The organism is Pseudomonas sp., from assembly GCF_030684895.1.
GTDB lineage: Bacteria > Pseudomonadota > Gammaproteobacteria > Pseudomonadales > Pseudomonadaceae > Aquipseudomonas.
The window spans coordinates 18,128-37,103 of record NZ_JAUXXP010000050.1; the positions used below are offsets into that span (position 1 = coordinate 18,128).

General features: G+C 61.3%; 27 protein-coding genes. 20 read left to right on the forward strand and 7 right to left on the reverse strand.

Going from position 1 to position 18,976, the window contains the following annotated elements:
* Nucleotides 1–17 precede the first annotated feature (17 nt).
* The gene (locus tag Q8M42_RS11025) at nt 18–632 is read left to right on the forward strand and encodes a TetR/AcrR family transcriptional regulator (protein ID WP_304867877.1); all 615 of its coding nucleotides are present in this window, start codon (nt 18–20) and stop codon (nt 630–632) included.
* Nucleotides 633–695: 63 nt separating this feature from the next.
* Here Q8M42_RS11025 and Q8M42_RS11030 read toward each other — a convergent pair whose 3' ends face one another.
* From Q8M42_RS11030 to Q8M42_RS11040, 3 genes are all read right to left on the reverse strand, one after another.
* Nucleotides 696–1,463 (reverse strand): phasin family protein, encoded by a 768-nt coding sequence (locus tag Q8M42_RS11030; protein WP_304867878.1) that lies wholly within the window; start codon nt 1,461–1,463, stop codon nt 696–698.
* Nucleotides 1,464–1,473: 10 nt separating this feature from the next.
* A complete protein-coding gene (locus Q8M42_RS11035) occupies nt 1,474–1,914 on the reverse strand; it encodes a phasin family protein (protein ID WP_304867879.1) in 441 nt (146 codons plus the stop codon).
* Between the two features lie 282 nt (nt 1,915–2,196).
* Nucleotides 2,197–2,475, reverse strand: coding sequence for a polyhydroxyalkanoic acid system family protein (locus Q8M42_RS11040; protein ID WP_275962236.1), 279 nt, complete (start codon nt 2,473–2,475; stop codon nt 2,197–2,199).
* A 204-nt stretch (nt 2,476–2,679) separates the two neighbouring features.
* Between Q8M42_RS11040 and ubiE the strand changes: the two genes are divergently transcribed.
* From ubiE to Q8M42_RS11085, 9 genes are all read left to right on the forward strand, one after another.
* Complete coding sequence (gene ubiE, locus Q8M42_RS11045; protein ID WP_090254901.1) at nt 2,680–3,450, forward strand: bifunctional demethylmenaquinone methyltransferase/2-methoxy-6-polyprenyl-1,4-benzoquinol methylase UbiE; 771 nt, start codon at nt 2,680–2,682, stop codon at nt 3,448–3,450.
* Nucleotides 3,450–4,067: an SCP2 domain-containing protein gene (locus Q8M42_RS11050; RefSeq protein ID WP_304867880.1), complete on the forward strand. Its 618-nt coding sequence runs from the start codon at nt 3,450–3,452 to the stop codon at nt 4,065–4,067. Before ubiE ends, Q8M42_RS11050 begins: the two co-directional genes overlap by 1 nt.
* Entirely contained in the window at nt 4,064–5,653 is a 1,590-nt protein-coding gene (ubiB, locus tag Q8M42_RS11055; RefSeq protein WP_304867881.1) for a ubiquinone biosynthesis regulatory protein kinase UbiB, read from the forward strand. The genes Q8M42_RS11050 and ubiB overlap by 4 nt, the downstream gene beginning before the upstream one ends.
* A gap of 67 nt (nt 5,654–5,720) precedes the next feature.
* Entirely contained in the window at nt 5,721–6,122 is a 402-nt protein-coding gene (hisI, locus tag Q8M42_RS11060; RefSeq protein ID WP_304867883.1) for a phosphoribosyl-AMP cyclohydrolase, read from the forward strand.
* A 7-nt stretch (nt 6,123–6,129) separates the two neighbouring features.
* Complete coding sequence (locus tag Q8M42_RS11065; RefSeq protein WP_304867976.1) at nt 6,130–6,462, forward strand: phosphoribosyl-ATP diphosphatase; 333 nt, start codon at nt 6,130–6,132, stop codon at nt 6,460–6,462.
* Between the two features lie 27 nt (nt 6,463–6,489).
* A complete protein-coding gene (tatA, locus tag Q8M42_RS11070; RefSeq protein WP_304867885.1) occupies nt 6,490–6,720 on the forward strand; it encodes a twin-arginine translocase TatA/TatE family subunit in 231 nt (76 codons plus the stop codon).
* Nucleotides 6,721–6,723: 3 nt separating this feature from the next.
* Nucleotides 6,724–7,080 carry a Sec-independent protein translocase protein TatB gene (gene tatB / locus Q8M42_RS11075; protein ID WP_304867887.1) on the forward strand — a complete coding sequence of 119 codons (357 nt, stop codon included), beginning with the start codon at nt 6,724–6,726 and terminating at the stop codon, nt 7,078–7,080.
* A complete protein-coding gene (tatC, locus tag Q8M42_RS11080; protein WP_304867889.1) occupies nt 7,077–7,877 on the forward strand; it encodes a twin-arginine translocase subunit TatC in 801 nt (266 codons plus the stop codon). The genes tatB and tatC overlap by 4 nt, the downstream gene beginning before the upstream one ends.
* A complete protein-coding gene (locus Q8M42_RS11085; protein ID WP_304867890.1) occupies nt 7,874–8,581 on the forward strand; it encodes a 16S rRNA (uracil(1498)-N(3))-methyltransferase in 708 nt (235 codons plus the stop codon). Before tatC ends, Q8M42_RS11085 begins: the two co-directional genes overlap by 4 nt.
* Before the next feature lie 247 nt (nt 8,582–8,828).
* On the opposite strand, the gene Q8M42_RS11090 is transcribed toward Q8M42_RS11085, so the two are convergent.
* On the reverse strand, nt 8,829–9,323 hold the full coding sequence (locus Q8M42_RS11090; RefSeq protein ID WP_304867891.1) for a helix-turn-helix domain-containing protein: 495 nt from the start codon (nt 9,321–9,323) through the stop codon (nt 8,829–8,831).
* 100 nt (nt 9,324–9,423) lie between these two features.
* On the opposite strand from Q8M42_RS11090, the gene Q8M42_RS11095 reads away from it, so the two are divergent.
* Nucleotides 9,424–10,152 carry an SDR family oxidoreductase gene (locus Q8M42_RS11095; protein ID WP_304867892.1) on the forward strand — a complete coding sequence of 243 codons (729 nt, stop codon included), beginning with the start codon at nt 9,424–9,426 and terminating at the stop codon, nt 10,150–10,152.
* A gap of 136 nt (nt 10,153–10,288) precedes the next feature.
* Nucleotides 10,289–10,876, forward strand: coding sequence for a 2-hydroxychromene-2-carboxylate isomerase (locus Q8M42_RS11100; protein ID WP_304867894.1), 588 nt, complete (start codon nt 10,289–10,291; stop codon nt 10,874–10,876).
* On the opposite strand, the gene dtd is transcribed toward Q8M42_RS11100, so the two are convergent.
* On the reverse strand, nt 10,873–11,310 hold the full coding sequence (gene dtd, locus Q8M42_RS11105; RefSeq protein ID WP_304867896.1) for a D-aminoacyl-tRNA deacylase: 438 nt from the start codon (nt 11,308–11,310) through the stop codon (nt 10,873–10,875). The two genes, Q8M42_RS11100 and dtd, sit on opposite strands and share 4 nt — an antisense overlap.
* A complete protein-coding gene (pip, locus tag Q8M42_RS11110) occupies nt 11,307–12,278 on the reverse strand; it encodes a prolyl aminopeptidase (protein WP_304867898.1) in 972 nt (323 codons plus the stop codon). Before pip ends, dtd begins: the two co-directional genes overlap by 4 nt.
* A gap of 108 nt (nt 12,279–12,386) precedes the next feature.
* On the opposite strand from pip, the gene Q8M42_RS11115 reads away from it, so the two are divergent.
* Nucleotides 12,387–12,821, forward strand: a complete 435-nt coding sequence (locus Q8M42_RS11115; RefSeq protein ID WP_304867899.1) for a hypothetical protein — start codon at nt 12,387–12,389, stop codon at nt 12,819–12,821.
* A gap of 4 nt (nt 12,822–12,825) precedes the next feature.
* Here Q8M42_RS11115 and Q8M42_RS11120 read toward each other — a convergent pair whose 3' ends face one another.
* Nucleotides 12,826–13,380: an isoprenylcysteine carboxylmethyltransferase family protein gene (locus Q8M42_RS11120; protein WP_304867901.1), complete on the reverse strand. Its 555-nt coding sequence runs from the start codon at nt 13,378–13,380 to the stop codon at nt 12,826–12,828.
* Between the two features lie 102 nt (nt 13,381–13,482).
* Between Q8M42_RS11120 and Q8M42_RS11125 the strand changes: the two genes are divergently transcribed.
* The 7 genes from Q8M42_RS11125 to Q8M42_RS11155 all read left to right on the forward strand — a co-directional run bounded on the left by Q8M42_RS11125 (nt 13,483) and on the right by Q8M42_RS11155 (nt 18,922).
* Nucleotides 13,483–13,890 carry a beta-hydroxyacyl-ACP dehydratase gene (locus Q8M42_RS11125; protein ID WP_304867903.1) on the forward strand — a complete coding sequence of 136 codons (408 nt, stop codon included), beginning with the start codon at nt 13,483–13,485 and terminating at the stop codon, nt 13,888–13,890.
* Nucleotides 13,883–14,767 carry an ABC transporter ATP-binding protein gene (locus Q8M42_RS11130; protein ID WP_304867904.1) on the forward strand — a complete coding sequence of 295 codons (885 nt, stop codon included), beginning with the start codon at nt 13,883–13,885 and terminating at the stop codon, nt 14,765–14,767. The genes Q8M42_RS11125 and Q8M42_RS11130 overlap by 8 nt, the downstream gene beginning before the upstream one ends.
* Nucleotides 14,764–15,948 (forward strand): ABC transporter permease, encoded by a 1,185-nt coding sequence (locus Q8M42_RS11135; RefSeq protein WP_304867906.1) that lies wholly within the window; start codon nt 14,764–14,766, stop codon nt 15,946–15,948. The genes Q8M42_RS11130 and Q8M42_RS11135 overlap by 4 nt, the downstream gene beginning before the upstream one ends.
* Nucleotides 15,930–16,196, forward strand: coding sequence for an acyl carrier protein (locus Q8M42_RS11140; protein WP_160014823.1), 267 nt, complete (start codon nt 15,930–15,932; stop codon nt 16,194–16,196). Before Q8M42_RS11135 ends, Q8M42_RS11140 begins: the two co-directional genes overlap by 19 nt.
* Nucleotides 16,193–17,317 (forward strand): beta-ketoacyl synthase N-terminal-like domain-containing protein, encoded by a 1,125-nt coding sequence (locus tag Q8M42_RS11145; RefSeq protein ID WP_304867909.1) that lies wholly within the window; start codon nt 16,193–16,195, stop codon nt 17,315–17,317. The genes Q8M42_RS11140 and Q8M42_RS11145 overlap by 4 nt, the downstream gene beginning before the upstream one ends.
* Nucleotides 17,308–17,865 carry a hypothetical protein gene (locus tag Q8M42_RS11150; RefSeq protein WP_304867911.1) on the forward strand — a complete coding sequence of 186 codons (558 nt, stop codon included), beginning with the start codon at nt 17,308–17,310 and terminating at the stop codon, nt 17,863–17,865. Before Q8M42_RS11145 ends, Q8M42_RS11150 begins: the two co-directional genes overlap by 10 nt.
* Nucleotides 17,866–18,010: 145 nt before the next feature.
* Entirely contained in the window at nt 18,011–18,922 is a 912-nt protein-coding gene (locus Q8M42_RS11155; protein ID WP_304867913.1) for a DUF3800 domain-containing protein, read from the forward strand.
* Nucleotides 18,923–18,976 lie beyond the last annotated feature (54 nt).

Here is an 18,976-nt window from a genome sequence, read left to right on the forward strand (position 1 = left end):
CAGAATAAGAAGACCGGATGAAAACCCGCGACAGAATCCTTGAATGTGCCCTGCTGCTGTTCAACCAGAAGGGCGAACCGAATGTCTCCACCCTGGAAATCGCCAACGAACTGGGCATCAGCCCGGGCAATCTGTACTACCACTTCCACGGCAAGGAACCGCTGATCCTCGGGCTGTTCGAACGTTTTCAAGCGGAACTGGCGCCGCTGCTTTCACCGCCGGAAGACGTGCAGCTGGATGTGGAGGATTACTGGCTGTTTCTGCACCTGATCGTCGAGCGCCTGGCGCACTACCGCTTTCTGTTCCAGGACCTGTCCAACCTGACCAGCCGCCTGCCGAAACTTGAACGCGGCATGCGTCACTGGCTCAATAGCTTAAAGCGCACCCTGGCCGAACTGCTGGCGCAACTGCAGCTCGATGGCCAACTGCAAAGCGATACCCAGGCGCTGGGCCAGCTGGTTGAGCAGATCACCCTGACCCTGCTGTTTTCGCTGGACTACCAACGCATCATCGGCCGCGAAGGCGAGAGCCGCCTGGTGGTCTATCAGGTGATGATGCTGGTGGCTCCGCACCTGGCCGAAGAGTCGCGCTACGCTGCAGAACATCTGGCGCAGCGTTACCTGGAAGATTAACCCACACGCCTAAACGCAAACGCCCGGCACTAGGCCGGGCGTTTGCGTTGACTGCTGCGCGTCTTACGACTGGGCGGCAGGTGTCACGGGTGCAGCAGGTGCGGCTGCCGGAGCAGGTGCAGCAGCGGCCACCGGAGCAGCCGGTTTGGCTGGCGCCGGCTTGGCTGCAGCTTTGACTGCCGGTTTAGCGGCGGGCTTGGCTGCTGGTTTAGCGGCTGCTTTGGCAACCGGCTTGGCGGCAGGTTTAGCAGCTGGCTTGGCTGCAGCCTTGGCTACCGGTTTAGCGGCAGGCTTGGCAGCAGGTTTGGCCGCTGGCTTAGCTGCAGCTTTGGCGACCGGCTTGGCAGCTGGTTTAGCGGCAGGCTTGGCAGCAACCTTCTTGACGGCAGGCTTGACCGACTTGACCGAAACCCCGGTCAGTTGCTCGATCTGCTTGGTCAGGCTTTCAACTTTGGCGTTGAGCGCTTTCACTTCATTGCGGCTCGGTACACCGAGACGCGAAATGGCATTGTTCAGACGCTTGTCGAAGGCTTCTTCCAGCTCGCCCCACTTGCCAATAGCCTTGTCTTTGACTTCATCGACTTTCGATTTGGCAGTATCCACTTTCGAACCCACAGTGGACTTCACTGCGCCAACTTGCTTGTCGACTTCGGTCTTGGCTTGCTTCTCAGCTTTTTCGCCATCCTTGACCAGCGTGTCGAACAGCTTGTTGCCGTCCTTGCTGACCTTGGAGTAGGCACCCAAACCAGCCAGCCAGATCTGACGCGAGTATTTTTCTACTTCGCCGATCCAGGAAGTGGTTTGCTTTTCGGTTTTCTTTTTGACAGCCATCCTGCTCTCCTTACTTGGTACGCGCGACGTGCTCGAGCAACGCGCTCAGCTCATCCAGCTTAGCAGAGAGTGCTTCAACATCCTGCTTGGACGGGATACCAATGCGGTTCAGGGCGCTGGCAACACGGTTGTCGAAGGCTTTCTCGATCTTGTCGAGCTGCACTTCAAACTTGCCTTTCACGCTGCTGACGTTGCTGGTGACAGTGTTCTTAACGCTGTCGATCTGGCTGTTGGCTGCTTCAACTTGTTCGTTGACCAGTTTTTTGCCTTGTTTTTCAACGCCTTCGCCGCTCTTCACGAGTTCTTTGAAGTATTCGGCACCTTCCTGACCTGCTTTGGCGTAAGCGCCCAGGCCGGCCAAGTAAATCTTGCGGGCGTACACTTTTGCGTCGCTCAGCACGCTGGTGGTTTCTTCAACGACAGCTTTCTTTTTAACGGCAACTTTCGACATGGTGCACCTCACTCTAAGTGTTTCGAGGAAACGCCCACGGAATGCAGGCTTAGGAGCACGGTATCGATGAAAATTAGAAACCGCATACTAAGCGTGAGAAAAAACTGCCGGGAGCAGTTTTTAACGTTGCGCAGCAACGGCCCGAAGGGTGGCTGCCAAGGATGGCAAGCCATCAAAAATTTGCCGGGAGCAATTTTTAACGTCGCGCAGCGACGGCCCGCAGGGTGGCCGCCAGGGATGGCAGGCCATCAAAAATTGCCCAGAGCCATTTTAAACAGCACCTCACGCCTGCAGATTTTTATCCAGCACCTCTTCGATTTCCCGCTTGATGCTGCTGCTCATCGCCGACAACAACAGCCCCAGACTGAGCTGCACACGCACACTGTGCTCATGCACTTCAATACGCCCATCCGCACCGCTGCGCTTGAACTCCAGGTTGTCGCCGTTCCAGCGATAACGCACGTCGTATTCGCGAGCCAGGCGCTCGGCCAGTTGCTCGGCTTTCTCCCGAGCGACTTCGCGCCCCAAAGAGTGGGGACGTTCGACGGTGATCTTGGCCATGGCATTTCTCCTCGCCAGTTAACTGCGACCTTAAGTCGCTGCGACTATAGCAAGGCTACAGGCCGCAAGCTGCAAGCAACTCCCGCATTCAGTAGGCCGCACAACTTTGTTGTTTGCCGCGCAAGGCCCAAACCCAGCGGGGCTTTTTGGGTTTAGAATGGCCGCCACTTTAGATGCAGCCTCTGTGTTTTAGGAAAGGCCACGATGAACGATCCGCGCAAGAGCAGCGACAGCGAACCCACCACGCACTTTGGTTTCCAGAGCGTGCCGGAAAGCCAGAAGGCGGAGAAAGTCGCCGAAGTCTTCCACTCCGTGGCGGCCAAGTACGACCTGATGAACGACGTGCTGTCAGGCGGCATGCACCGCCTGTGGAAGCGTTTCACCATCGAACTGTCTGGTGTGCGCAGCGGTAACCGGGTGCTGGATATTGCCGGCGGCACGGGCGATCTGACCCGCAAGTTCTCCAGCCTGGTCGGCCCGACCGGCGAAGTGGTGCTGGCCGACATCAACGAATCGATGCTGCGTGTCGGCCGTGATCGTCTGCTCGACAAAGGCGTGGCCGGCAACGTCAGCTTCGTCCAGGCCGATGCGGAAAAGCTGCCGTTCCCCGACAACCACTTCGACGTGGTGACCATCGCCTTCGGCCTGCGCAACGTGACGCATAAAGAGGACGCCATCCGTTCGATGCTGCGCGTACTCAAGCCCGGCGGCCGCTTGCTGATTTTGGAGTTCTCCAAACCCTCCAGCCCGCTGCTGTCGAAGTTCTACGATGCCTACTCGTTCAAGTTTATGCCGCTGGCCGGCAAGCTGATCACCAATGACGCCGAAAGCTACCGCTACCTGGCCGAGTCGATCCGTATGCACCCGGATCAGGACACCCTCAAGGCGATGATGGTTGAAGCCGGCTTCGAGCGCGTGACCTTCCACAACATGACCGGCGGCATCGTCGCCCTGCACCGCGGCATCAAGCCCTGATGCTGCTCACCGGGCTGCTGGCCGGCGTCGAACTCGGCCTTAACCGCGTATTGGCCATGGACAGCACCGCGCTGCCGCGCCTGGCGCGTTTGAGTGGCCGGGTGATTGCCGTCGAATGCGCCGCACCGAATCTGCAGCTGTTTATATTGCCCAGCGCCAGCGGCCTGCAACTGGCCGCGCAGTGGGCTGGCGAAGCGGATTGCCACCTGCGTGCCCCCGCTGCCAGCCTGCTGCGCCTGGCACTGAGCCGCGACAAGACCAGCATCCTGCACAGCTCGGACGTCAGTCTGGATGGCGACAGCGCCGCCCTGCTGGAGCTGGCTGGCATCCTGCAGGACCTGGAGCTGGACTGGGAATACGAATTGTCACGCTGGCTCGGCCCAGTCGGCAGCCAGCTGCTCGGTGGCCATCTGCGCAGCCGGGTGAACTGGAGCAGTCAGGCCCTCGACAGCCTGCGCCTGAACCTGGCCGATTACCTCAGTGAAGAATCCCGCAGCCTGGTCGGCCAGCGCGAAGCCGATGCGCGCTTCGCCGAACTGGACCACCTCAAGCTGTCCCTCGACCGACTCGACGCGCGCATCGAGCGCCTCGCCCAACGCCATAAGCCCATCGCATGAAGCTGCTTGCCGTTCGTCGTCTGTTGCGTATCCAGCGCGTAGTCATCCGCTACCAGCTGGACGATTTGTTATTCGCCCTGCCGCTGCCCCTCTGGGCACGCGTGCTGCGTTATGTATTGCCGTGGCGCTGGCTGCCACGTCGCGACTTGCTGCTGTCGCGCGGTGCACGTCTGCGCCTGGCGCTGGAGGAACTAGGGCCGATTTTTATCAAGTTCGGCCAGCTGCTATCCACCCGCCGCGACCTGTTGCCCACTGATATCGCTGACGAGCTGGCCAAGCTGCAGGATCAGGTACCGCCCTTCGACCCCGCGCAATCGCAGGCGCTGATCGAGTCCCAGTTGGGCGCCAAGGTCAGCGAGGTGTTTGCCCGTTTTGACGCTCAACCACTGGCCTCGGCCTCCGTCGCCCAGGTGCATGCCGCGCAGCTGAAAAGCGGCGAAGAGGTGGTGGTCAAGGTCATTCGCCCCGGCCTGAAACCGGTAATCGAACAGGACATCGCCTGGCTGTTCTTGCTCGCCAAACTGGCCGAGCGCGCCTCCGCCGATGCCCGCAGGCTGCGCCCGGTGGAAGTGGTCAGCGATTACGAAAAGACCATCTACGACGAACTCGACCTGTTGCGCGAGGCTGCCAACGCCAGCCAGCTGCGGCGCAACTTTGAAGGCTCGCCCCTGCTCTATGTGCCGCAGGTGTACTGGGACTATTGCCGGCCGAAGGTGCTGGTGATGGAGCGCATCTACGGTATTCAGGTCACCGACCTGGAAACCCTGGCCGACCAGCGCACCGATATGAAACTGCTGGCCGAGCGTGGCGTGGAGATTTTCTTCACCCAGGTGTTCCGCGACAGTTTCTTCCACGCCGACATGCACCCCGGCAATATCTTCGTCAGCACCCGCACGCCCTGGAACCCGCAGTACATCGCCATCGACTGCGGCATTATCGGCAGCCTTACCGCCGAAGATCAGGACTACCTGGCGCGCAACCTGATTGCCTTCTTCAAGCGCGATTACCGTCGTGTGGCGCAGTTGCATATCGACTCTGGCTGGGTGCCAGCAGAAACCAAGATCAATGATTTCGAGGCGGCGATCCGCACGGTGTGCGAGCCGATTTTCGAGAAGCCGCTGAAGGACATCTCCTTTGGCCAGGTGCTGCTGCGCCTTTTCCAAACCGCGCGACGCTTCAATATGGAAGTGCAGCCGCAGCTGGTGCTGCTGCAGAAAACCCTGCTGAATATCGAAGGCCTAGGCCGCCAGCTCTACCCCGATCTGGATCTTTGGAGCACCGCGCAGCCGTTTCTCGAACGCTGGATGCGTGAGCGCATCAGCCCGCTGCACCTGCTGCGCAACCTGCAACTGCAGGCCGAGCAAGTCCCGCACCTGTCGCAAATTGCCCGTGAAACCCTCGAGCGCCTCAACCAGCAACCGGCCAGCCACCCGGCACAACCTGCGATCAGCCGCCAATGGCCGGCCCGCTTGCTCGGTGCAGCACTGATCGGCGGCGCCGCTACTCAGGGCCTGCTGCTGAGCCTGGCGGCCTGGCCGAGCTGGCTGATGCTCGCCGGCGGCGTCTATCTGGTGCTGCGCCGATAGCCACACCGGGTGCGCACTGGCACACTAGCTTTCTGAATCAAGCAGCCCGAGATGGGCGGATACGGCAATGACTGACTGGCTCGACGAAATCAACTGGAACGCGGACGGCCTGGTGCCGGCCATCGCCCAGGACCACAAAACCGGCCGCGTGCTGATGATGGCCTGGATGAACCGTGAAGCCCTGGCCCTGACCGCCACCGAGCAGCGCGCCATCTACTGGTCGCGCTCGCGTGGCAAGCTGTGGCGTAAAGGCGAGGAATCCGGCCATGTGCAGAAGCTGCACGAGCTGCGCCTGGATTGCGACGCCGATGTGATCATCCTGATGGTCGAGCAACTGGGCGGCATCGCCTGCCACACCGGCCGCGAAAGCTGCTTTTATCGGGTATTCGAGAACGGCACCTGGAAAACTGTCGATGCGGTACTCAAAGACCCGCATGCCATCTATGCCGCAGGAGGCAGTCATGAGTAGCGCACACATGACCGACACCCTGAGCCGCCTGGCCGACGTGCTGGAGTCGCGCAAAGGCGCGGCCGCCGACAGCTCGTATGTCGCCAGCCTGTACCACAAGGGTCTGAACAAGATTCTGGAAAAGGTCGGTGAGGAATCGGTGGAAACCATCCTTGCCGCCAAGGATGCTGCGGTCAGCGGTGACTGCAGCGATGTGATTTATGAAACCGCCGATCTGTGGTTCCACAGCCTGGTCATGCTCGCCGCTCTCGGCCAGCACCCCCAGGCGGTACTGGACGAACTGGACCGGCGTTTCGGCCTCTCCGGGCATGCGGAAAAAGCCTCGCGCCCGCAAAACTGATCAACCTCTTACTACGGAGTACGCGTTATGGGATTCGGTGGCATTAGCATCTGGCAACTGGTGATCATCCTGTTGATCGTGGTCATGCTCTTCGGCACCAAGCGCCTTAAAGGCCTGGGCTCCGATCTCGGTGATGCGATCAAGGGCTTCAAGAAATCCATGGGCAACGAAGAAGACAAACCTGCCGTGGAAGAGCCCAAGGGTCAGACCATCGATGCCCAGGCACGCAAGGTCGAAGAACCGGCGAAAAAAGACTAAGCCATGTTCGATATCGGCTTTACTGAGCTGCTGCTGATCGCCGTGGTCGCCCTGGTGGTCCTGGGGCCTGATCGCCTGCCCGGCGCGGTGCGCACAGCCGGTTTATGGATCGGTCGGATCAAGCGCAGCTTCAGCGCGATCAAGGCTGAGGTCGAGCGCGAGATCGGTGCGGATGAAATCCGCCGTCAGTTGCATAACGAGCAGATCCTCGAGCTTGAGCGGGAAATGAACGCGATGAAGCAAAGCCTCAGCGCGCCGCTCAGCACCCTCACTGAGCCCAGCCCTGCCGCGCCCCCCGCAGCAGAGTCGGTCGCCACTACTGATAGCAGCACCCGCCAGGATAAAAGCCCGCAGCCATGAGCCAACGACCGGACAGTGATCAGGAAATGCCCCTGGTCTCCCACCTGACCGAACTGCGCACGCGCCTGCTGCGCATTGTCGGCGCCGTTCTGCTGCTGTTTGCCGGACTGTTCTATTTCTCCCAGGACATCTACGCGTTGGTCGCCGCGCCCCTGCGCGCCTACCTGCCGGAAGGCGCAACGATGATCGCCACTGGGGTGGCCTCGCCGTTCCTCACGCCGTTCAAACTGACGCTGATGGTCGCGCTGTTTCTCGCCATCCCGATCATCCTGCATCAGATCTGGGGCTTTATCGCGCCAGGGCTGTACAAGCACGAGAAGCGCATCGCCATACCGCTGCTGGTTTCCAGCATCCTGCTGTTCTACGCCGGTATGGCCTTCGCCTACTTCGTGGTGTTCCCGATCATGTTCGGCTTCTTCGCCAGCGTGACCCCGGAAGGCGTGGCGATGATGACCGATATCGGTCAGTACCTGGATTTCGTCCTCACCCTGTTCTTCGCCTTCGGCGTGGCGTTCGAGATCCCGATTGCCACCTTTTTGCTGATCTGGATCGGCGTTGTCGATGTAGCAACCTTGCGCAAAAGCCGACCCTATGTAGTCGTTGGCTGCTTTGTCGTCGGCATGGTGCTGACGCCACCGGATGTGTTCTCACAGACCCTGCTGGCATTGCCCATGTGGCTGCTGTTTGAAGCCGGCCTGCTGTGCGGCAGCCTGGTCAAACGTCGCGCCGAACAGGAAGCGGCTGAAGCCGACAGCGACAGCGCCTCCAACGACCAGCCGCCCGCCGCGCAACCGTGAACCTGCTGCTTCTGGAAGACGGCGACTTTATCGCCACTGACCGCGTGCTGCTCAGCGGCCGCCGCCTTAAACATCTACACGAAGTACACCGCGCCGAAGCCGGCGACAGCCTGCGTGTCGGTCGCCTGAATGGCCTGATGGGCAGCGGCCAGCTGCTGCGCCTGAATGCAGAAGAAGCCGAGCTGTCTGTGCAGCTCGACCAGCCTCCGCCGGAAAAACTGCCACTGACGCTGCTGCTGGCCTTGCCCCGGCCGAAGATGCTGCGCCGCGTGCTGCAAACCGTCAGCAGCATGGGCGTGCCTCGGCTGATTCTGCTGAACAGCTACCGGGTGGAAAAAAGCTTCTGGCAGACGCCCTTCCTCGAACCCGCAGCGATTCGCGAACAGCTGATCCTCGGCCTGGAACAGGCCCGCGATACCGTGCTGCCGGAAGTCATTATCGAGAAACGCTTTAAGCCCTTTGTCGAAGACCAGCTGCCGGGTATCGCAGCCGGCACCCTGGGCCTGGTCGGCCATCCTGGCGACTACCCGGCCTGCCCACGAGCAGTCGAACAGGCCGTCACATTGGCCATCGGCCCGGAAGGCGGCTGGATTCCCTACGAAGTGGAAAAGCTCGCCGAAGCCGGCCTGCAGCCGGTGCAACTGGGCACGCGGATTCTACGGGTGGAAACCGCGGTTACTGCCTTGCTCGCGCGACTGTTCTAAGCGAACACTTGACTCCGTAGGAGTGGCGGGAGCGCCTAGCTCATGCCCGCGAGTGGCGGTATCTGGGAAATCGCTCGCACGCATGGCGTGCTCCTACAGGTTCTCTCCAGCTCGTAGCCCGGATGTAATCCAGGAACACGTATTCCCGGATTACATCCGGGCTACGGATTTTCAACAGTCCGTAGGGTGGATGGCGCCGTATCCATCCACCAACTCACGATGGTGGATGGGAAAAGCGTCATCCACCCTACACAACCTGCTTTTCGTGCCAATGTGCAGGCAATAGCTGACCCTTGAATGCGGGCGTTTCCTCCAGCGCTACATCCCTCGGCTCCAACGGCTCACCACAATCCGAACACACCAGCACACCATGCATCGGCTGGCCGCAGGTGCGGTGGATATGGCGGATCGGCGCGCCTTCCGCGCCGCTCATATGGCGGTCACCCCAATTGACCAGGGCCATGATGGCGGGGTACAGGTCGCGCCCCTTGGCACTCAAGCAATATTCCTCACGCAGCGGCCGCTGCTGGTAGGCCACCTTGTCCAGCACGCCGGCCTCTACCAGTTTCTTCAGCCGCTCGGCCAGCACGTGGCGGGTAATTCCCAGGCGCTTTTCAAATTCGTCGAAACGGCGAATACCAAGAAAACTTTCGCGCAGTACCAGCAGGGTCCAGCGGTCACCCACCACCGACAGGGTGCGAGCCAGGGAGCAGGGTTGCTGCTCAAGTTCTTCCCAACGCATAAACCAGTCTCCAGCCGCGATGACTCACCATAGCTTGACAGGTTCCAAAATGGAACCGACTATCAAGCCAGGTTCCAAAATAGAACTGACGGAGAGTGCAATGAGCGAACGCAAAGCAATTCTGGTAGTGGGCGCCGGTGACGCCACCGGCGGCGCCATCGCCAAACGCTTCGCCCGCGAGGGCTATGTCGCCTGCGTGGCACGGCGCAATGCCGACAAGCTCGGCACGCTGGTGGCGGATATCGAAGCAGCCGGTGGCAGCGCACGGGCCTTTGGCTGCGATGCGCGAGTCGAAGAGCAGGTGATCGAGCTGTTTACCACCATCGAACGCGAAGTCGGCCCGCTGCATGCGGTGGTGTTCAACATCGGCGCCAATGTGCAGTTCTCCATCACTGAAACCACTGAGCGGGTGTATCGCAAAGTCTGGGAAATGGCGGCGCTGGCAGGCTTTCTCACCGGTCGTGAAGCGGCCAAGGTCATGCTGCCGCGCGGCCAAGGCACGATCATCTTTACCGGTGCTACCGCCTCCTTGCGCGGCCGGGCGAATTTCTCCGCCTTTGCCAGCGCCAAGTTCGCCCTACGTGCGTTGGCCCAGAGCATGGCCCGCGAACTCGGCCCCAAAGGCATCCATGTCGCCCACCCGATCATCGACGGCGCCATCGACACCGCGTTTATCCGCGACACCTTCCCTCAGCTCTATCAGCTCAAGGATCAGGACGGTATCCTCAACCCCGAGCATATCGCCGAGACCTACTGGCAGATCCATTGCCAACCGCGCGATTGTTGGGTGCATGAGCTGGATCTACGGCCATGGAGCGAAACCTTCTAAACATCGCTCGCCAACTCGTAGGGTGGATGACGCGTCATCCATCCACCACTTCGCACACCCTGGTGGATGAAAAAATCGTCATCCACCCTACAACTGCACGCCACCCCAATAACAAGACCTCCCGAAAGAGCATGCAATGAGCAAAACCCTGGAATTCTTTTTCGATTTTGGCAGCCCAGCCAGCTACCTGGCCTGGACCCAGCTACCGCGCATTGCCCGTGATGCCGGCGCGCAGATTATCTGGCGACCGATGCTGCTCGGCGGCGTTTTCAAGGCCACCGGCAACCAGTCGCCGGTGATGATCCCGAGCAAAGGGGCCTGGATGCTCAAGGACCTGGCGCGCTTTGCCCGCCGTTATGACGTGCCGATGGCCTTCAGCCCGCACTTTCCGATCAACACCCTGACGCTGATGCGCGGCGCAGCCGGCCATGAAAACAGCGAGCGTTTCGAGCACTACGTGAAAGCCATTTTCGAGGCGCTGTGGGAGCAACAGAAGAACCTCGGCAAAGCCGAAGTGGTTGCCGAAGTGCTGAGCAACGCCGGCTTTGACCCGACCGAGTTCGAGCGCCTGGTCAGCGATGAAGCAGTCAAGGAGCGGCTCAAGAGCAACACCGAAGAGGCGATCAAGCGCGGCGTGTTTGGTGCACCGACATTCTTTATCGGCAGCGAGATGCACTTCGGTCAGGATCGCCTGGATTTCGTCGCTGAAGCCCTGGCGCGCTAGCTCTCTAGAAGAAAGGTCACCGGCCCGTCATTGACCAAATGCACCTGCATATCGGCGCCGAACTGGCCGGTGGCGACCTGCGGGTGCCTGGCGCTAGCTTGCGTCACCAGCAGGTCGAACAGCTCAGCCCCCAGCGCCGGCGGCGCGGCACTGGAAAAGCTTGGACGTAGCCCGCTCTTGGTGTCGGCGGCCAGGGTGAATTGTGAGACCAGCAGCAGGCCGCCGCCAATATCGCTGAGCGACAGGTTCATCTTGCCGGCGACATCGCTGAACACGCGGTAGTTGAGCAGCTTGTGCAGAATTTTCTCGACGCTGGCCGGGGTGTCCTGCGGCTCGACGCCAACCAGCGCCAGCAGGCCCTGGTCAATCGCGCCAACCACCTCACCCGCGACTTCTACTCGGGCGCCACGCACCCGTTGAATCAGTGCCTTCATGCTTCGTCCGGTGCCAGGTTGAGCAGGCGCCGCGCCAGTTCGTCCGCCGCGCGCACCAGCGCATCGGTAATTCCGGTTTCGGCTGCCGAATGGCCAGCGTCGCGGATGATCTGCAGTTCACTGTTCGGCCAGGCCTGATGCAGCGCCCAGGCGTTGTCCAGCGGGCAGATCACGTCATAGCGGCCGTGCACGATGACGCCGGGCAAGTGGGCGATCTTCGGCATATCGCGCAGCAGCTGATCGGGTTTGAGGAAGGCGTTGTTAACGAAGTAATGGCATTCAATGCGGGCAATCGACAGCGCACGATGACTGTCACTGAAGCGGTCGACCACCTGCGGATTGGGACGCAGGGTGGCGGTGCGGCCTTCCCAGGTCGACCAGGCTTTGGCGGCGTGCATCTGGGCGATCTGGTCGGGGCCGGTCAGGCGCTTGTAGAAGGCCTGCATCAGGTTACCGCGCTCATCCGCCGGGATCGGCGCCAGGTAGTCCTCCCAGTAATCGGGAAACAGCCGGCTGGCGCCTTCCTGATAGAACCAGTCGAACTCCTGCGGCCGGCAGAGGAAGATGCCACGCAGAATCAGGCCATGCACGCGCTGCGGATGGGCCTGAGCGTAGGCCAGGGCCAGGGTCGACCCCCAGGAGCCGCCGAACAGCACCCACTTGTCGATGCCGAGGTGCTCGCGGATCTGCTCCATGTCGGCGATCAGCGCCTGGGTGGTGTTGTTTTCCAGGCTCGCGTGCGGGGTGGAGCGACCGCAACCACGCTGGTCGAAGGTGACGATGCGGTAGAGGTTGGGGTCAAAATAGCGCCGACTGGCAGCATCACACCCGGCACCCGGGCCGCCATGGATAAACACCACGGGCAGACCATCCGGCGAACCGCTTTCGTCGACATACAGCACGTGCGGCGCCTGCACCGCCAGCTCATGACGGGCGTAGGGTTTAATCTCCGGATACAAGGTCTGCATGGCATGCTCCTGAATTGATGCGTAGCTTGACGGCCTGGCGCAGGTAATTCGCCTGGCGCGCCGCCTAAAGCCCTGTCGGGCATCATAACCATGAAACAGGAGTTGAGCATGCCAACACGGATATTTGCCTTGGCTTTCCTAATGTTTTGCACCCTGCTCGCCGGTTGCGGTGCCAAGGATGACCCGCAGGCAGCGCTGGAAGCAGCCGTGCAACAACTGCAGGACAACCTGGAAGCGAAGAGCAGCAGCGCGGTACTCGACCAGCTGCACCCGCAGTTCTCAGCCCAAGGCGAGTTCGACCGTGAGTGGGCGCAGCGCACCATGCTGCTACTATTTATGCGCCATAAGAACATCAAGGTGCTGGCCCTGAGCAAGAACAGCTACCTCGACACGACCTACCGCGAAAAAGGCCACACCGAGGCCCAGGTCGGCCTGGCCGGCGCCGAAGGCCTGATCCCCGACAGCGCGCGCCACTACAGCGTGAAGCTGAAATGGTGGCTGGAAGGTGATGAGTGGAAGCTGGCGCGACTGAACTGGAAATAAACGATCAGAACAGCCAGGGGATAAACATCCTGCTGCGCTGCATATAGTCCCTATACGCCTCGCCAAACTGCTGCAAACACTCGGCCTCATCGCGCTTGGCAGTCAGCCACAGTGCCAGGCTGGCCAGCAGCGCCAGCGCCAGACTCAAGCCATTGGGTTGCTTGCAGGCCACGCCCCAGGCCAGCAACAGCAGCGAGGCGTACAGCGGGTGACGGATCAGGCGGAAGATGCCGCTGGTCACCAACTGCGAGGTGCGCTCGAAGGCGAATAGCTCGGCATCCGTACGCTGCCCATCCGGGCGGCCCATACGACGTAGCTGATAAAGGCCGGCAAACAGCAGCAGCAAGGAGGCGAACAGCAGCGCCCAGGACAGACGCTGATGCAGGGCAAAGCGGTCGACAAACCAGACCGGCCCGTTGAGCACCAGCAAAGCCAGAATCGCCTCCCAGGCGAAGAACCGGTAGAAGCCGTGGGACTGCGGCCGTAGCAGCACCCGCCAGGACAGCGCCAGCAGCAGCAGTGTGCCCAGCGCAAAAGCCAACCCCTGCCACCACACCATAAAGCCGTCTCCTACTCTGTCCGTTAGCCCGTCAAAGCCAGGCGCTGCGTGACCTGCAGCCCCTCTGTTACACTGCCGGCCTGTTTACCTCGGCCGCCCGCAATGGATCGCACTCAACTGCACAGCCTGCTGCCCCACCAAGGCCCAGCCCTCTGGCTGGATGGCCTATTGGCGCATGACAGCCTGAGCATTCAAGGCCTGAGTGCCTGGCGTTTTCTTGAGGCCTTTGGCACCAACGCCTCACCCTGCCTGCTGTTCGAAGCTGCCGCCCAGTTGTGCGCCGCCCATGGTGCCTTATACGGCGATGCCAGTGCCATTGAAATGGCCCTGGTTGGCAAGCTCTCGCAGTTGCAGCTGCACCATGAACCGACGCAGCGCAGTGGCGCATTGCAGGTCAGCGCCCAGCAAGAAGCGCTAAGCCCGGCCGGCGCGCTGTATGCCTTCAGTATCCACAGCGAGCAACGCCTGCTGCTCGACGGCAAACTGCTGCTGGTGCTGATCCATGCTTGAACTTCGCCACGTCACGCACAGCTACCCAGGAGCCAATCGCGCCGCGTTGCAGGGTATCGACCTGCAGCTACAGGCCGGCGAATGCCTCGGCCTACTCGGCAGTAACGGCGCCGGCAAGACCACCCTGCTATCGCTACTCAGTGGCGTGCTCACGCTGCAACAGGGTGAGCTGCACTGGGCAGGCCAGCCAAGGCTCGGTCTGGTGCCGCAACAGCTGGCCTTCTATGCCGGGCTCAAGGTGGGCGAGAACCTCGAATTATTTGCCGACCTCTATCGCCTGCGCGGCAATGAGCGCCGTCAGCGCCTGCAGCAGTGCATCGATATCTGCGCCTTGGAAGACAAGCTGACGCGACGCAGCGAGCAGCTCTCCGGCGGCGAACAACGGCGCTTGAATTTTGCCATCGGCCTGCTGCAACCGGCTGACCTCTATCTGTTCGATGAAGCCACCGTGGGCGTCGATGCGGCGAGTCGTCAGCACTTGCTGGCCGCCGTGGAACAGCTGACCGCCGAGGGCAAGGCGGTGATCTACACCAGCCACTACCTGGAAGAAGTCGAGCGGGTCGCCCGGCGCATTCTGCTGCTGCACGAAGGTCAGGTACGTCTGGATCTGGACAAGCGCCAGCTGCTCGGCGACGACCACGGCCTACTGCTGGAATGGCCGGACGCGCCACCCGCCGGCCTTAACGAACTGCTCGCGAGCCTGCAACTGACGGCCGAAGTGCTACCCAAGGGCCTGCGCATCGCATCCCTAAGCGGCCAACAACTGCTGGCCATCACAGCATTTGTCGCCGCTCAGGATGGCCTGCCCAACCTGCTGCGCTTTGGCCGCCCGTCGCTCGAACAGCTCTATCTGCGCCTGAACGGAGGCCGGCTATGAGGCTCTTGGCATTGGCGCGCAAGGAAGTGCTGTTGCTGCTGCGCGACCCCCATGCGCTGGCCGTGCTGTTTATTATGCCGACCCTGTTTCTGCTGCTGATGGCAGGGGCCATGTCCAGCTATATGCAAGACAAGCCACCGGCGCTGCGCCTGATTATCGAAGCGCAGCAGGACGACGCCAGCCAGTTCTTTCGCGACGCCCTGCAAGCGCAATTGCCGGACAGCCAGCTGTTCGACGAGAGCAGCGAAAGCCTGGCCCATGTGCGCTTGCCCGCAGACTTCTCCGACAAGCTGCTGGACAGCCCGCACCAGGGACCGAGCCTGAGCTTCCCGGCGCAGTTCGACAAACTCTCGCGCCAGCGCTTGTACAGCGCGGTGAGCATCGCCCTGGCGCAGACCCGGCTATTGGCCTACCTGGAAGACAGCGGCGTGGTCGATGCCGAACTGAGCCGTGCCGAGCGCCTGCAGTTGGTGCAACAACGCACCCAGAGCCAGATCGGCGAACAGGAACAACTGGCCAGCGGCGACCTCAGCGGCCGCGCCAATGCCACCCAACTGAGCGTGCCGGCCTGGCTGATCTTCGGCATGTTCTTCGTCGTGCTGCCCATGGCCGGTGGCTTTCAGCGCGAACAGCAGAGCGGCACCCTGCTGCGCCTGCGCTGCCTGGGCCTGAACCTCGGCACCCTGGTGCTGAGCAAGCTGTTGCCGTACCTGGCGATCAACCTGCTGCAATTTGTGTTGCTGCTGGGCATCGGCGTTTATGGCCTACCGCTGCTTGGACTGCCCGCCCTGAGCTTGCCCGGCAGTACCGCGGCCTATCCGCTGCTGGCGCTGAGTATCGCCCTGGCCACCTGCAGCCTCGGCTTGCTGCTCGCCGCATTGGCGCGCAGCAGCGAACAGGCACTGCTGCTCGGCGGTGGCATTAATATCCTGCTGGCCGCGATTGGCGGGATCATGGTGCCGAAAAGCGTCATGCCAGCCGCCATGGCCCAACTGGCGGAAATTTCCCCGATGAGCTGGGCGCTGGACGCCTTTCTCACCCTGCTAGTGGGCCACGGCTCACTGGCCGACATCGCCCCCTACTGCGTGCGCCTGCTGCTGTTTGCAGCGCTGTGCGGCATAGCCGGGCTGCTTCTGTTCACCCGACGAGTACAGCGCACGCAATGGACCACTCACTACTAGAACAACAACTCAAACAACTGCTGATCCGCGAGTGCGACAAGGAAGACGATATCGACTGGCAAAGCATCAGCGATGACGAGCCGCTGTTCGGCGGCAAAAGCCGTATCGCCATGGACAGCCTGGATGCCCTGCAAGTCTCCCTGGCGCTGCAACAGCACTACGGCGTACGCATTGAAGGTGCTAAAGACGGCCGCCGCATCCTCGGCAGCATCGCCAGCATTGCCGCCTATATCAGGCAGCAGCAGTGACCCCGGTGTTCCTGCAACGCGCGGCCCTACACTGCGCCCTGGGCGATGACCTGCTGAGTGCCGCCCAGGCCCTGCAAAGCGCCCAACCGCCTAAGGGCGAAGCCTTTGTGCTGCATGAAGTGGATGAACCACGCACTTATTTATACGCCGCAAAAACCGGCGAAAACCTGAGTGAGCGCCTGGATCGTCTGCTGGGTGAAACCCTCGGCGCTAATCCCCAGGCGCTCGACGACTGCCTGCTGATCATCGCCAGCACCAGCCTGGATATCAGCGAGCTGGAAGCCATGACCAGCCAGCAGCAGGGCTTTCGCCCGGAAGATTCTACATCGCTGGATCTGCTCGCCAACCAGCTGCGCCAGCGCTGGGGCTTTGCCGCCGCCTTCACCCTGAACACCGCCTGCACCAGCGCCGCCAACGGCTTGCTCTACGGTGCCCGGCTGATCAACGCCGGCCAGTACGCCCGCGCCCTGGTGCTGAGTTTCGAGACGCCCAGCGCTATCGCCATGCAGGGTTTCGGCGCGCTGATGCTGACCAGCCCCAGCGGCCAGTACCGGCCCTTCCACCCCGAACGCGACGGCCTGCTACTCGGTGAAGCTTATGCCGCCGTGCTGCTCAGCCGCGAGCCGGGTGACACACCACTGGCGCGCCTGCTGGGCGGCTTTAGCGCCTGCGACACCAGCAGCCTGACCACCACCCGCGAAGATGGCAGCCATATCCACTGGGTGATGCAACAGGCGCTACGCAGCGCCGGCTGCAGCGCCGAGCAGATCGACCTGGTGAAACTGCATGGCACCGCCACCAGCGCCAACGATGAAGCCGAAAGCAACGGCATGCGCCTGCTCTACGGCGAACAGATGCCGGCCCTGAGCCTGCTCAAACCCTGGCTCGGGCATACCCTGGGCGCCTGCGGCTTAAGTGAAAGCCTGCTGCTGCTCAAGGCCCTGCAACTGGGCCCACTGCCCGCCGTGAGCTACGCCAGCGAAGCCCTGCTGCCCTTTAGCGCAGAACCGCAGACCCTGGCGGCAGACAGCCTGCTGCTGACCAACTTTTTTGGCTTTGGCGGCAATAACGCCAGCCTGGTTCTGCAAGGCTGCACGGCGGGAGAAACAGCATGCCAGTGATCGCCGCCAGTGAAATTCACGGTCTTGCCGCCACGGGCGACAAGCAGCTAAAGACCGCGCTGGGTCAGTGGCTGGACAACCCACCCCGGCGTATCGACCGCCTGATCCTGCAATGCCTGCTCGCCGCCGCACCGCTGAAAAGCCGGGTGCGCAGCAACTGCGGCCTGTACCTGGCTTCGGCGCATCCGGCACGCGCCACCATGGGCGCGCTGCTGGAGGCGGTGTGCGTGCAACACAAGCAGCCCAAGCCCTTTGAGTTTGTGAATAGCGTAAGCAACGCCGCCGGCTTTCATATCGCCCAGCAACTGGGCATCGACGGGCCGAATCTGTTTATCGGTGCTGGCGAGCAGGTCTGGCCGCAATTGCTCAGCCTGGCCAATCTGGATTTGCAGGATGGTTTGATCGAGCAGGCGTTGCTGCTGCTCTGCGATGAGCGCGGAGATTTCTGTGTGCAGGCTGTGCTAGTGGAGGGCACAAGCGAAGCCAGCGGCACCTGCGACTTTGCTGGACTATGCGCCGCAGTCGAAGTGCAGAGCCTGCATCTGTAGGCGGATGACGCATGGGTACGGACTAAACGATCTGTTAGGCGGCACTGGTCGTCGCTGACGGGCTGTGTGCTTGCACCAACGCGTCGACCGAACGAACATGTGTTCTGTGTAACCCCGCTTCAAAGCGGACATTTCAGGGTGGCACATGCTTGAAGCCTATATCGATGACTCTGCGAGTGACTTTCGCGCCGATAAGCGACTTATCTTGGCCGGATATTTACAGAGCGCAGAGGCATGGGAGCGACTTACCGAGGATTGGACGGCGGAGCTTGCGCGTCCTCCAGCGCTAGCCTCTTTGCACATGATCACTTGCTTTCAGGGGTGGTCGGAAAAGGCTCGAGAGGCGAAGATTAATTCTTTAGTTGCCGTCTTGGCCAAGTACAAACCGCTATCCATCGAGTGCAGTATCAGCCGGGCAGCTTATCTTGAGGATCTGAGCGGCAGTGTTCCTTATGACCTGCGGCACCCGTATTTTCCGTGTTTTGTTGGAATCATGCACGGCGTGGTAGAGACGGTTCTTGAAGAAAAACTAGAAGGGCCTGTTGAGCTGATCTTTGATGAACAAGGAAAGGTGGGGGAAGATGCGGCGCTCTGGTACGTGCCCTTGAAGCACATGAACCCGGCGGTGGCAGACGTGCTTGGAGGCCCGCCTCGTTTCGCGAGTGACCACGAAGTAGTTCCCTTACAGGCAGCCGACATGCTTGCTTGGTACGTACGGCGGGCTGCAGAGACTCGTTGTACGGCTCGTCAAAGAGAAGTGGCGGACGCACTTAGATTCCGCCATCGCCACATGGAAATTCCCGACAGCTTGGTTATGGCATGGAGCGAGGCCTTCCAATATGTTCCCGGTATTGAGCACACAAAGGGGCGACGTGGTTCAACAAGCAAATTAATGCGAGAACTTGTTGCCCGGCTGCCTTCTGATCGAGTTGTTCCTGCACTCAAAAAAATCACCCGCCGCGCAACTTGGCTGCGGCGAGCGCGGTCGACGTTCATGTGGCTCGGCCTTGAGCGCATCTGGAAGCGCCTTGCACACAGAAAATTCACAATTCGGTAGGAGCCCCCGTCGTCCAGACGCCGCGCTGTCGCGCAGCAAACTGGGGGCAATTGC

What these genes read in the sequence shown, in the direction of transcription:
- Q8M42_RS11025 (WP_304867877.1), top strand. Translation starts at nt 18, where the DNA reads ATGAAAACCCGCGACAGAATCCTTGAATGTGCCCTGCTGCTGTTCAAC.
- Q8M42_RS11115 (WP_304867899.1), top strand. Translation starts at nt 12,387, where the DNA reads ATGCCAACACGGATATTTGCCTTGGCTTTCCTAATGTTTTGCACCCTG.
- Q8M42_RS11100 (WP_304867894.1), top strand. Translation starts at nt 10,289, where the DNA reads ATGAGCAAAACCCTGGAATTCTTTTTCGATTTTGGCAGCCCAGCCAGC.
- Q8M42_RS11090 (WP_304867891.1), bottom strand. Translation starts at nt 9,323, where the DNA reads ATGCGTTGGGAAGAACTTGAGCAGCAACCCTGCTCCCTGGCTCGCACC.
- Q8M42_RS11030 (WP_304867878.1), bottom strand. Translation starts at nt 1,463, where the DNA reads ATGGCTGTCAAAAAGAAAACCGAAAAGCAAACCACTTCCTGGATCGGC.
- Q8M42_RS11040 (WP_275962236.1), bottom strand. Translation starts at nt 2,475, where the DNA reads ATGGCCAAGATCACCGTCGAACGTCCCCACTCTTTGGGGCGCGAAGTC.
- tatB (WP_304867887.1), top strand. Translation starts at nt 6,724, where the DNA reads ATGTTCGATATCGGCTTTACTGAGCTGCTGCTGATCGCCGTGGTCGCC.
- Q8M42_RS11135 (WP_304867906.1), top strand. Translation starts at nt 14,764, where the DNA reads ATGAGGCTCTTGGCATTGGCGCGCAAGGAAGTGCTGTTGCTGCTGCGC.
- Q8M42_RS11065 (WP_304867976.1), top strand. Translation starts at nt 6,130, where the DNA reads ATGACCGACACCCTGAGCCGCCTGGCCGACGTGCTGGAGTCGCGCAAA.
- Q8M42_RS11095 (WP_304867892.1), top strand. Translation starts at nt 9,424, where the DNA reads ATGAGCGAACGCAAAGCAATTCTGGTAGTGGGCGCCGGTGACGCCACC.
- tatA (WP_304867885.1), top strand. Translation starts at nt 6,490, where the DNA reads ATGGGATTCGGTGGCATTAGCATCTGGCAACTGGTGATCATCCTGTTG.
- ubiE (WP_090254901.1), top strand. Translation starts at nt 2,680, where the DNA reads ATGAACGATCCGCGCAAGAGCAGCGACAGCGAACCCACCACGCACTTT.
- hisI (WP_304867883.1), top strand. Translation starts at nt 5,721, where the DNA reads ATGACTGACTGGCTCGACGAAATCAACTGGAACGCGGACGGCCTGGTG.
- Q8M42_RS11035 (WP_304867879.1), bottom strand. Translation starts at nt 1,914, where the DNA reads ATGTCGAAAGTTGCCGTTAAAAAGAAAGCTGTCGTTGAAGAAACCACC.
- pip (WP_304867898.1), bottom strand. Translation starts at nt 12,278, where the DNA reads ATGCAGACCTTGTATCCGGAGATTAAACCCTACGCCCGTCATGAGCTG.
- Q8M42_RS11140 (WP_160014823.1), top strand. Translation starts at nt 15,930, where the DNA reads ATGGACCACTCACTACTAGAACAACAACTCAAACAACTGCTGATCCGC.
- Q8M42_RS11050 (WP_304867880.1), top strand. Translation starts at nt 3,450, where the DNA reads ATGCTGCTCACCGGGCTGCTGGCCGGCGTCGAACTCGGCCTTAACCGC.
- Q8M42_RS11125 (WP_304867903.1), top strand. Translation starts at nt 13,483, where the DNA reads ATGGATCGCACTCAACTGCACAGCCTGCTGCCCCACCAAGGCCCAGCC.
- Q8M42_RS11150 (WP_304867911.1), top strand. Translation starts at nt 17,308, where the DNA reads ATGCCAGTGATCGCCGCCAGTGAAATTCACGGTCTTGCCGCCACGGGC.
- Q8M42_RS11130 (WP_304867904.1), top strand. Translation starts at nt 13,883, where the DNA reads ATGCTTGAACTTCGCCACGTCACGCACAGCTACCCAGGAGCCAATCGC.
- tatC (WP_304867889.1), top strand. Translation starts at nt 7,077, where the DNA reads ATGAGCCAACGACCGGACAGTGATCAGGAAATGCCCCTGGTCTCCCAC.
- Q8M42_RS11155 (WP_304867913.1), top strand. Translation starts at nt 18,011, where the DNA reads ATGCTTGAAGCCTATATCGATGACTCTGCGAGTGACTTTCGCGCCGAT.
- dtd (WP_304867896.1), bottom strand. Translation starts at nt 11,310, where the DNA reads ATGAAGGCACTGATTCAACGGGTGCGTGGCGCCCGAGTAGAAGTCGCG.
- Q8M42_RS11120 (WP_304867901.1), bottom strand. Translation starts at nt 13,380, where the DNA reads ATGGTGTGGTGGCAGGGGTTGGCTTTTGCGCTGGGCACACTGCTGCTG.
- ubiB (WP_304867881.1), top strand. Translation starts at nt 4,064, where the DNA reads ATGAAGCTGCTTGCCGTTCGTCGTCTGTTGCGTATCCAGCGCGTAGTC.